Source organism: Pseudonocardia hispaniensis, assembly GCF_042658695.1.
GTDB classification, from domain to species: Bacteria; Actinomycetota; Actinomycetes; order Mycobacteriales; family Pseudonocardiaceae; genus Pseudonocardia; species Pseudonocardia hispaniensis.
In genome coordinates, this window is record NZ_JBHSQW010000025.1 from 35177 (window position 1) to 45764 (window position 10588).

Sequence of the window (10588 nt, forward strand, 5' to 3'; positions counted from 1 at the left end):
TCCGACCCTAGTTCACCGGATCGCCGTGGCCCATATCGGAACTGTCGGGGTCCGCCGCTAGCGTCCGCGCCATGCTCGATCACGTCGGTATCCAGGTCAGTGATGTCGAGGCCTCACTCGCGTTCTACCTCGCCGCGTTCGCGCCGCTCGGGATGCGGGAGGCGATGCGCTTCGCACAGGGCGACGCGGTGGTCGTCGGGCTCGCCGGGGCCGACGGCGCGCCCGAGTTCTGGCTCGGTCCGGCCGCCGGGGCCGAGGTCCGCGAGCTGCATCTGGCCTTCCGCGCGCCCGACCGGGCCGCGGTCGACGCGGTGCACGAGGCCGCGCTCGCCGCGGGGGCCGAGGTGCTGCACGCCCCGCGGGAGTGGCCGGAGTACCACCCCGGCTACTACGGGGTCTTCCTACGCGATCCCGACGGGCACAACGTGGAGGCCGTGCATCACGGATAGCGGTCACGAGCGTTCCGGACTCCGCAGCTGCGGCGGGCCAGGAGCCGCCGGCGCCGCAACGCGGGGGTCAGGCGTCGAGCAACAGATCGGCGAGGTCCCCGGGCTCCGGGTTGCCCGCCGCATCGAGCCCGCGGGCGGCGTAGTAACCCGCCACCATGGTGGCCAGCCGCTCGGCGGTGAGCGCCGCGACGCGGCCGGACCCGAGTCGTAGCGGGGTGCTCAACATCCGGGGCGGCAGGGTGTCGTCGGCCGCGGTCGCGCCCTCCCGGGCGTTGAACACCCGCTTGGCCAGCACGATCCGGCGGGCGGTCGCGCGCAGCTCGGGCTCGTCGACGTCCCAGCCGGTGACCGCGGACAGCAGCGCAGCCCATTCGGCGAACGGTTCGGTGAAGACGCCGCGCAGGAACTTGCACAAGATCATGGAGTCCATCACGGCGGCCCGGTCCTCGGTGCCGATCGCGGCGGCGACGTGGGCCGCGCCGCCGTCGAGCCGGTCCAGCTCGCCGGACAGGTCGGCCTCGTAGGCACCGGACCGGTTGTGGTCGGCGCCGCGGGCGTTCACCGCGAGCCCGAGCGCCATCGTCTGCAGGCTGCGCGGCTCGTATCCGGGCAGCTCCAGTCCCTTGACCTGCGGCGCGAAGTCGATCGAGCCCTGTCCGACGACGGCGGCGGCGCGTCGCGAGCCCTGGGCGAGCAGCTCACCGAGGCCGGGTTCGCAGGCCCCGATCGCGGCCAGCGCCCGCAGCAGGGCCGCACCGTCGCCGAACCGCAGCCAGGGGGCGTCGATCAGGCCGCGCTCGGCGCATTCCATCGCCCAGGCGATCGTGCCGCCGGCGGAGATCGTGTCGATGCCCAGCTCGTCGCAGCGGGCGCTGGCGGCGAACACGTCCTCCGGGTCGGACACCCCGCACAGCGGGCCGAGCGCGAACACGTTCTCGTACTCCATGCGTTGGCGCCCCCCGCCGCGGCGGGTGTAGATGTGCTCGCAGCCGATGGAGCACGACGCGCAGCTGTTGCGCGCCACCGCGCGCAGCTCGTGCAGCTGTTCGGCGGCGAGCGCGGAGGCGCCCTCGAACGTGGCGGCGGTGAAGTTGCGGGTGGGCAGCGTGCTGACCGCGTTGAAGGCGAGCAGGTTGGCCAGCGTGCCCAGCTCGCGGTACTTGGCCGTGGCCGGCCCGAAGCTGCGCTCGCGCAGGTCCCGGGCTGCGGCCAGGACGCCGGGCTGGTCGGCGACGGCGACCTTGCGGCTGGCCCGGACCAGCACCGCCTTGATGTTCTTCGCGCCGAGCACCGCCCCCAGTCCGCCACGGCCCGCGTGCCGGCCGTCGTGGCTGATCGTCGCGTAGCGGACCTGCCGTTCGCCCGCCGGGCCGATCGCCGCGGTTCGCCAGCCGCGGCCGAAGCGCTCGCGGACGGCGGCCTCGGCCTGGGCCGCCGGCAGGCCGGCCAGCTCGGGCGCCGGTTCGAGCCGGACCCCGCCGGCGTCGTCGGAGCCGACGAGCAGCACGGACAGCGCCTCGGCGCGGCCGCGGATCACGATCGCGTCGTGCCCGGTCAGCTTGCCGGAGATGGCGAACTGGCTGGAGGCGAGTGCGTCGGTGAGCAGCCCGGTCAGCGGCGACTTGGCCACCACGGCGAACTTCGCGCTCGTGGTGAGCGGCGTGCCGACCAGCGGGGAGAACACGAAAGCCAGCGGCGCGCCGGGCGTCAGCGGATCGGCCCCGGATGGGGCGAGCCGATGCAGCAGCCAGGTGCCCAGGCCCACGCCGCCGAGATAGGCCCGCAGCACCCGGTCCTTGAGCGGGATCGGTGTCGCGGTCGCGGTCCGGCCCGCCACCTCGACGAGCATCGCACGCCCGAAGTACCCACCGGCCGGCATCGCTCAGCCCCCGGCGTCCGCGGAGAGGAATGCCACGACGTCGCCGGTCACCAGCGGCAGCTGGGCGTCGCGGCTGATCTGGTCACCGTTGAGCGCCGCCACCACGTGCCGGTCGAGAGCCAGCCCGACCGCCGCGGCCGCCGCCCCCAGGGTGGCGGCGCGGACCCGGCGGGGGCCGTGGTGGCCGTCGCCGGCCAGCGCACCGTACCGCTGGACCGTGACCTGTGGTGCGGCGCGGTGCCGGGCCGCCGCGTAGTCCTGCGGGGCGTTCACGTTGAGCACCGAGTCCAGATCCGGGTCGAGCCGGGCCAACTCGGGGTCGGCGAGCAGCTCGGCCTCGCCGGTCCGCCGCACCCGGCAGCATTCGAACAGCATCGCCGGTCGCAGCCTGCCGTCGGCGACCAGCGTGTCCGCCAGCTCGGCCAGCGCGGTCCGGTAGCCGGCGGCCATCGGCTGGGGGAACCCGTGCGCCACCGGCAGCACGACATCCGCCGGGGGGTTGATCTCGGGGTCGACGAGGCCGCTCAGCACCCGGCGCACGAACGCCGGATGCAGGAACGGCAGGTCGGTCGAGCAGACGAAGGCGATCGCCGCCCGGTCGGCCAGCGCGGCGAGGCCCGCGGCGAGGCCCTGCATCGGCCCGAGACCCTCGATCGGGTCCTGCACGACCTGCACGCCGGGCGGCAGCCCCGGCAGCTCCTGACCGGGCGCACGGACGACCAGGACGGGGCCGTCGACGGTGCGGGACAGCAGCGCGGTGGTGCGGTACAGCAGGGTGCTGCCGTGCCACTCCAACGCGGCCTTCGGCTCGCCCATCCGCGAGGACCGCCCCCCGGCGAGCACCACGCCCGCCGCCGCCCCCGTGCCGTTGTCCACGCATCCGATCGTAGGCGCCCTGGGCGGTGCCGTGGCCGTCCGCTCAGCCCTTGACCGAGCCCTGGGTGAAACCGGCGATGAACCGGTTGAGGAACAGGTTGAAGACGAGGGCGATGGGCACTGCGACGATCACGACCGACGCCAGCAGCGACTGCCAGAAGAACACATCGCCGCGTACCAACTCGGTCGGGACGCCGATGCTCACGGTCTTCGCGTCGGAGGCGGAGACGAATGCGAGGGCGTAGATGAACTCGCCCGCGGCGAGGGTGAACGCGAAGATCACGACCGCGACGATTCCCGGATAGGTCAACGGCAGCAGCACCCGGAGGAAGGCCTGGCCGCGGCTGTAGCCGTCGACCATGGCCTGCTCCTCGATGTCCACCGGGATCGCCTTGAAGAACCCGAGCAGCAGCCACACCGCCACCGGTGTGGTGACGGTCGGGTACACCACCACCATCGACCACACCGTGTCCTGTAGCCCGAGGAACGCCACCACCTGCGACATCGAGATGAACAGCAGTGACGGCGGAACCAGGTACACCATGAAGATCGCCACCGCCAGCCCGCCGCCGAAGCGCAGCCGCAACCGGGCCAGGCTGTAGGCCGCGGGCAGCGCGAGCACCAGCGTGATCGCCACCGTGAGGGCCCCGACGAGCAGGGTGTTCAGGCAGAACCGGACGAACGGGGTGTCGGTGAACAGGAAGCTCACGTGGGAGAACGTGGGCTGGTAGAGGAACCAGAACGGGGAGAGCCCGTAGGTGTAGAGCTCGGTGTTCTCCTTCAGCGCGTCGACGATCGCGACCTCGAACGGCGCGGCCGCGAACCCCACGAACAACGCCGCGACCAGGTAGAGCCCGAGGCGTCCCGCGCGCCGCCTGCGCCGCGCCGACCGCGGTCCGACCGCGCCCACCTCAGGTCACCTCCGAGCGGCGCACCGCGCGCAGGATGAGGATGGCGAAGGTGAGCAGGACGGGGAACAGGAACAGCGCGATCGCGGCTCCCTGACCGAGGTCACCGCCCTCGATGCCGCGGAAGAACGCCCAGGTCGGCAGGATCTGGGTGGCGTTGATCGGCCCGCCACGGGTGAGCACGTAGACCGTCGTGAGATCGATGAAGATCATGATCCCGCCGAACAGCGTGGCCACCGCGATGATCGGCAGCGTCAGCGGCAGAGTGATCTGGAAGGTCTTGCGCCAGAACCCGGCGCCGTCGATCTGGGCCTGTTCGTCGACGTCCGGCGGCACCGACAGCAGGCCGGCCAGCACGATCACCGCGGCCAGCGGGGTGATCCGCCAGACCTGGGCGATGATCACCGCGGCGAAGGCCGTCTGCGGGGTGCCCAGCCAGTTGAGGTTGCCGTCGATGAGCCCGACCGCGCGCAGCACCCAGTCGATGGGGCTGTAGAGCGTGTCGAACATCCACAGCCACAGGATCGACACCAGCGACACCGGCGTCGTCCACGGCAGCAGAACCAGGAACCGGAAGAACCATTTGCCGCGGAAGTCCTTGCTGAGCACCAGCGCCAGCGCCGTGGCCAGCAGCACCACGCAGGCCAGCGCGATCACCGTGATCAGCACGCTGTTGAGCAGCGACGTGCGGAACACCGGGTCGGCGAGGGCGCGCTGGAAGTTCGCGAGACCGACCCAGCGCAGGGTGGGGTCACCGACCGTCGCCGAGGACAGGCTGAACGCGATGGCCAGCACGAACGGGATCGCGACCAGCCCGATGATGTACACGATCGAGGGCAGCAGCAGCAGTGCGGCGAGCGGCCCCTCGCGGTCGAACAGCGACCGCCGGCGCCGCGCGGTCGGCGGTCTCGCCGCAGGCTCCCGGTCCGCCGCCCGCTCGGCCGCGACCTCGCCGCGGGTCATCGGCTCGCACCCCGCACGCTCTCCCGGCGGGCCTCGGTGCGCAGACCGGTGTCCGCGTCGAAGTACCTCAGGTCCGCGGCGCGCACGACGAACTCGTGCCGCTCCCCCGCCTGCACCCCGGTGTCGACTGTGGAGGGAAGGACGGACCGGATCCGCACCTGGTCGCCCAGCTGCGGGGCCACCCCGACCAGATGCCGTTCGGCGCCGAGGTTCTCCACGAGCTGGACCTCGAACGGAGTGACCAGGTCGCCGGGGCGTTGGGGGACGGCCACGCGCGGCAGGAACCGCTCGGGCCGGAATCCCAGCAGGTGGTCGGAGCGGGTGACCAGGTTCATGGGTGGTGAGCCGACGAACGTGGCGACGAACGTGTCGGCCGGATGGTGGTAGATCTGTTCGGGGGTGGCCAGCTGGCGTAGCCGACCCTCGGACAGCACCGCGATCCGGTGCCCCATCCCCATCGCCTCGACCTGGTCGTGGGTGACGTAGACGGTGGTGGTGCCGACCCGCCGATGGAAGTCCTTGAGCTCCTCGCGGGCGCTGGTGCGCAGCTTGGCGTCGAGGTTGGACAGCGGCTCGTCGAGCAGGAACACGGTGGGCGCGCGCACCAATGCCCTGGCCAGTGCCACCCGCTGCCGCTCGCCACCCGACAGCTCGCGCGGTTTACGCCCCAGCAGATGCCCGATGCCGAGCAGACCGGCCGCCCATTCGACCTTCGTGCGCCGCTCCTGCTTGTCGAGCCGCTCGGCCCGCAACGGAAAGTCGATGTTGTCACGGATCGACTTGTGCGGGTACAGCGCGTAGGTCTGGAACACCATGGCGATCTTGCGAAGGCGCGGCGGCAGGCCGGTCATCGGGTCGCCGCCGATGTAGATCTCGCCGGAGCTCGGCTGCTCCAGCCCGGCGATCATGCGCAGCAGGGTGGTCTTCCCACAGCCGGAGGGCCCGAGCAGAACCAGGAACTCGCCGTCCTCGGTCGTGAAGTCGATGTGGTCGACCGCGAGCACCCCGCCGTGCGCGCTGAACCGCTTCGTGACGTCACGAACCTCGAGGACCGCCACTCAGACCAGCCCCTGCCCGCGCCATTTGTCGAAGATCTCCCGGCAGCGCGCGTCGGCCTCCTGCACGGCGGCGGCGGGCGAGAGCTGGCCCAGCGCGGCCTTGGCCATCATCTGGGGCAGCACGAACGTTGTGAAGATCTCGCCGATGGCCGCGTTGGCCGGGCCGGGGTGGCCGAGGTTGGTGCTCCAGTCGAAGGAGCTCTTGAGCACCTCCAGCTTGTTCGCCGGTTGCGAGCCGAACGGGTCGTTGCTCAACCACCCGTCGAGCTGGGGAACCGTGTCGGGGAACGCCGGGAAGTCGTAGAGCTCGGAGTGGTAGGTCACGGCGGCGGCGTTCTGTGAGAGGTTGAGCAGGAACTCCTTGGCCGCGTCGACGTTCTTCGCGAACGTCGGGACGATGTAGACGGCGACGACGTGTTCGCTGGCCAGGCCGACCCCGCCGGGTCCCTTGAGCGCCGGGGTGAAGAAGATGTCGTTGGCGACATCGGGCGTGGTCTTCTGCGACGTGCGGTACGCGGAGATCGAGTTGAGGATGTAGGACAGCTGCCCGGCGGCCAGCCCCTGGTTGTTCGAGGCCGCGTTCCAGGAGAAGACGGTGTCGGTCATCGCCTGGCCGTAGAGCTTGGTCATGTACTCCACCGCGGCCACCGTTTCCGGCGAGTTGAGCACGACGTTCTGGTTCGCGTCCTGGATCGACCCGCCGAACGACCAGATCATCGCGCGCGCCGCCATGTTCGAGTCGATCTCGTTGGACATCCCGATGCCCAGCGGGACCTGCAGTTCGCTCTTGATCCTCGCGCCGCCGGTGAGCAGGTCATCGTAGGTCCGCGGCCCGTCGGGCAGGCCGACCTTCTCCCACAGGCTCTTGCGGTAGTCGCCCGGGTCGGGCGCCCAGGCGTGGCAGTATCCGTACCACCTGTTGGTCGTGGGGTTGTAGCTGACCTGCCGGGCCCATTCGACCTGCGTGCCGAAGCGCTTCTGCGCCTCGGTGTTGACGTCGGTGAGGTCGACGAGGCTGGGTTCGAGCGCCGACGGCACGGTGATCCACATGATGAGGTCGTGCCCGGAGTTCGCCGCGAGCTCCGCCGCGGTGCGCGGCACGATATCGGCGTAGTTGATGTGCTCGACCGAGGCGTTGACCCCGACGTGCCGGCCCCATTCCTGCACGAACGGGTCGAACCACTGGTCGTAGGCCGGCACGAAGTGGCTCCACTGCAGGATGCGCAGGTCGCCGGAGAGCTTGGTGGCGGGCTCACCGAACACCACCTGCGGTGCCGCGGAGGCCGGCGGCTGGGCCGAACCACCCCCTCCGCCCGTCCCCGGGGCCTTGGTACAGGCCGCTGCGGCCAGGCCGAGCGCGGACATCTGAAGGAGGCGACGACGAGAAATTGGTCGTCCCGAATCGGATCGGAGCACGGGCGATCACATCCCACGTTGGATTCTTTGAGACCGCTACCACGTGCGGCGAAATAGTACCCGTCAATTATGACGATAAGCCAGGTTCGCAGATCACGAAAAGGTTTCGGTGCGTCGGTGCCGGATCGCTGGCGCACCGGCCCCGGAGGCTGGTAGTCATGGCTCCATGCGGACCGTCGCGTTGGACCACATCGTTCTTCTCACCCCGGACGCCGAGCGGCTGATCGCCTGGTACCGGGATGTGCTGGGTCTGGAACCGGAGCGGCTGGAGCAGTGGCGGCGCGGCGAGGTGCCCTTCGCGTCGCTGCGGGTATCCGCCTCGACGATCATCGACGTGCTGCCGGGCGAACGCAGCGGCCAGAACATGCAGCATCTGGCGATCGTCGTCGACGCCGATCTCGACGCGGTGGCCGAGGAGCACGGGGTGGCCCCGCCGACCGACCTGTTCGGAGCCCGAGGACAGGGCCGCGGCATCTACCTGACCGACCCCGACGGCAACGGGGTGGAGTTGCGCAGCTACGCATAGTCCTGCGCCGATGGGTCGGCGGTCAGGCCGGAACCGGCGCGCCGAGACCTCCCCGATTCGGACGCGTGCCTGCCGGTGAATCGGTTTCGGTCGGTCGTCGCGGTTCCGGCGCATTTTTGCCGGAACCCCGATTCAGGTCGTGGGCTTTCGGCGCTCCGCTTCGCCCGAGCCGCTGCCATACGGTCGGGTCAGCACTTCCAGGTTGTGCCCGGATGGGGAATCGAAGTACATCCCCCGGCCCCCGTCGTTCGTGTTGTGTCCAGGCGCGCGGTGCCCGGGATCGGCGAACGTCGCCGCCCCGCGTTCACGCAGCCGGGCCGCGACGGCGTCGAACTCGTCCTCCCCGATGAGGAACGCGTAGTGCTGGGTGGTCACCTCGCTGCTGGTCATGAAGTCGAGGCTGACCTCGTTGGCGACAGACACGACGGTGAAGTGCCCGAACCGCGACGGCTCCGGCAGCCCCAGCACCTCGGCGACGAACCGCGCCTCGGTGTCCTGGTCGTGGGAGTGAACGATGGTGTGGTTGAGCTGGACGGCCATGTCCCGAGCCTGCTACCTGCACCCGGGTGCAGGTCAAGCGGCGACGGTGGGTCAGGCGCCGTTCGAGGAGGCGGCCGGACCGCCGTTCCCGGAGCTGCGGTCGGCGTCCGGCACGGCTCCGCTGGCCGCCGGGGCGTCGTCACCGCCGCCCTCCGGCTCCGTGGCCGATGCGCCGCGGTTCGCCGGGGGCAGCAGGTCGCGCAGCACGCCGCCGGTCAGCCTGCGGAACGACCGGCGCGGCCGGTTCCGCTCCAGCACCGCGACCTCCAGCGCGCTCACCCCGAGGAGCCGGCCGCCGTCCGGGCTGTCGCCGGTCGGCGGTCCCGCGGTCTGCAGCGCCGCCACCGCGACGCCGATCGCCTCGGCCAGCTCCATCCCCGGCTGGTAGATCTCCTTGAGCTTGGTGCTGATCGGTTCGGTCTGCCCACCCATGACGACGAACCGCGGCTCATCGGTGATCGAGCCGTCGTAGGTGATCCGATAGAGCTGGTCGGCGGTGGATTCGGCACCCACCTCGGCCACGCACAGCTCCACCTCGAACGGCTTCTGCTGCTCGATGAACGAGGTGCCCAGGACCTGCGCGTAGGCGTTGGCCAGCCAGCGCCCGGTGACGTCGCGCCGGTCGTAGGAGTAGCCGCGCACGTCGGCGAGCCGGATCCCGCCGATGCGCAGGTTCTCGAACTCGTTGTACCGGCCCACCGCCGCGAAACCGATGCGGTCATAGATCTCGGAGACCTTGTGCAGCGCGGTCGAGTGGTTCTCCGCCACGAACAGCACCCCACCCGCGTAGGCCAGCACGACGACGCTGCGCCCGCGGGCGATCCCCTTGCGCGCCAGCTCCGAACGGTCGCGCAGAAGCTGGTCGACGGAGGAGTAGAACGGCATCGTCACTTGGGAGCGCTCCAGGTGGTGAGAAGGTCGGCGGTCGGGGCGGCCATCGCGTCAGCCGCCCGGCTTCTCCGCCCGCGCGGCGAGCACCTCGGCGGCGATCCCGGCGATCTCCTCGTCGGCGCGACGGACCGCGCCCTCCGCGCCGGTGATGCTGACGACGACCGGGTAGATGTGGCGCACCGTGTCGGGGCCGCCGGTGGCGGTGTCGTCGTCGGCCGCGTCGTAGAGCGCCTCGATGGCCGTGCGGATGGTGGTCCGGAGGTCATCCGCGGTGTTGTGCAGCTTCTTCATCGACGACTTCGCGAACGTCGCGCCCGAGCCCACGGCGTGGTAGCCCTCCCACTCGCCGTATCGGCCCCCCGTCGGGTCGTAGGTGACGATGCGGCCGGCCTTCGCCGGGTCGGTGGCGTCGGTGTCGTATCCGACGAACAGCGGGACCACGACGAAGCCCTGCAGCGCCGCCCCGAGGTTCTGCCGGATCATGCCCGCCAGCTTGTTGGCCTTGCCGTCCAGCGACAGCGGGACGCCCTCGGTCTTCTCGTAGTGCTCGAGGTCGACGCTGAACAGTCGCACCATCTCCAGCGCGATACCCGCCGAGCCGGCGATCCCGACGGCCGAGTACGAGTCGGTGACGAAAACCTTCTCGATGTCGCGCTGGGCGATGACGTTGCCCGAGGTCGCGCGCCGGTCACCGGCGATGACGACTCCCTCGGAACAGACGAGCGCCACGATGGTGGTGCCGTGCGGCGCGCCCAGCGCAGCAGCCTGCGGCGATCCCACAGCCATCCCCTCAGGGAACCGCCCGGGCAGTAGATGCGGCGCCGTCGCGGTGACGAAGTCGGTGAACGAGGGCGAGCCCGGCGTGAAGAACGCGGCGACGTCGCCGACGCCGTGCCCAGCTGTGGCTGCGTAGACCGGCCGGGAATCCATGGTCAGGTGGATACCTCTCCTCGTGCGTCCGTGACGGACCGATGGCTGCTTCTGGTAGGTGGACATTACTGCGGACGGTCCGGCCGGTGCGCAGGGCACCGGCCGGACCGCCCACGGTGGTGCCTACTGGCCGCCCTTCTGGACGTAGGCCC

The 10588-nt window shown here is 70.9% G+C and carries 11 protein-coding genes; 2 read left to right on the forward strand and 9 right to left on the reverse strand.

Annotated elements, in window-relative coordinates; genetic code table 11:
- Positions 1 to 71 precede the first annotated feature (71 nt).
- Positions 72 to 449 (forward strand): VOC family protein, encoded by a 378-nt coding sequence (locus ACFQE5_RS10875; protein ID WP_379584739.1) that lies wholly within the window; start codon positions 72 to 74, stop codon positions 447 to 449.
- A 67-nt stretch (positions 450 to 516) separates the two neighbouring features.
- Here ACFQE5_RS10875 and ACFQE5_RS10880 read toward each other — a convergent pair whose 3' ends face one another.
- From ACFQE5_RS10880 to ACFQE5_RS10905, 6 genes are read right to left on the reverse strand one after another with little or no spacing between them, the layout of a single operon-like run.
- Positions 517 to 2328, reverse strand: coding sequence for an aldehyde ferredoxin oxidoreductase family protein (locus ACFQE5_RS10880; protein WP_379584740.1), 1812 nt, complete (start codon positions 2326 to 2328; stop codon positions 517 to 519).
- Between the two features lie 3 nt (positions 2329 to 2331).
- Positions 2332 to 3204, reverse strand: a complete 873-nt coding sequence (gene mobA / locus ACFQE5_RS10885; protein WP_379584741.1) for a molybdenum cofactor guanylyltransferase — start codon at positions 3202 to 3204, stop codon at positions 2332 to 2334.
- 43 nt (positions 3205 to 3247) lie between these two features.
- Positions 3248 to 4114 (reverse strand): carbohydrate ABC transporter permease, encoded by an 867-nt coding sequence (locus ACFQE5_RS10890; RefSeq protein ID WP_379584742.1) that lies wholly within the window; start codon positions 4112 to 4114, stop codon positions 3248 to 3250.
- Between the two features lies 1 nt (position 4115).
- Entirely contained in the window at positions 4116 to 5075 is a 960-nt protein-coding gene (locus ACFQE5_RS10895) for a carbohydrate ABC transporter permease (protein ID WP_379584743.1), read from the reverse strand.
- Complete coding sequence (locus ACFQE5_RS10900; protein ID WP_379584744.1) at positions 5072 to 6133, reverse strand: ABC transporter ATP-binding protein; 1062 nt, start codon at positions 6131 to 6133, stop codon at positions 5072 to 5074. The genes ACFQE5_RS10895 and ACFQE5_RS10900 overlap by 4 nt, the downstream gene beginning before the upstream one ends.
- Positions 6134 to 7498: an ABC transporter substrate-binding protein gene (locus tag ACFQE5_RS10905; protein WP_379584745.1), complete on the reverse strand. Its 1365-nt coding sequence runs from the start codon at positions 7496 to 7498 to the stop codon at positions 6134 to 6136.
- 217 nt (positions 7499 to 7715) lie between these two features.
- Here ACFQE5_RS10905 and ACFQE5_RS10910 point away from each other — a divergent pair, with 217 nt between their 5' ends.
- Positions 7716 to 8075 carry a VOC family protein gene (locus ACFQE5_RS10910; protein WP_379584746.1) on the forward strand — a complete coding sequence of 120 codons (360 nt, stop codon included), beginning with the start codon at positions 7716 to 7718 and terminating at the stop codon, positions 8073 to 8075.
- A gap of 132 nt (positions 8076 to 8207) precedes the next feature.
- Here ACFQE5_RS10910 and ACFQE5_RS10915 read toward each other — a convergent pair whose 3' ends face one another.
- The 3 genes from ACFQE5_RS10915 to prcB are packed head-to-tail and all read right to left on the reverse strand — an operon-like array spanning position 8208 to position 10436.
- Positions 8208 to 8615 (reverse strand): VOC family protein, encoded by a 408-nt coding sequence (locus tag ACFQE5_RS10915; RefSeq protein ID WP_379584747.1) that lies wholly within the window; start codon positions 8613 to 8615, stop codon positions 8208 to 8210.
- A 51-nt stretch (positions 8616 to 8666) separates the two neighbouring features.
- Entirely contained in the window at positions 8667 to 9506 is an 840-nt protein-coding gene (gene prcA, locus ACFQE5_RS10920; RefSeq protein ID WP_379584748.1) for a proteasome subunit alpha, read from the reverse strand.
- A 51-nt stretch (positions 9507 to 9557) separates the two neighbouring features.
- On the reverse strand, positions 9558 to 10436 hold the full coding sequence (prcB, locus tag ACFQE5_RS10925) for a proteasome subunit beta (protein WP_379584749.1): 879 nt from the start codon (positions 10434 to 10436) through the stop codon (positions 9558 to 9560).
- Positions 10437 to 10588: the final 152 nt, after the last annotated feature.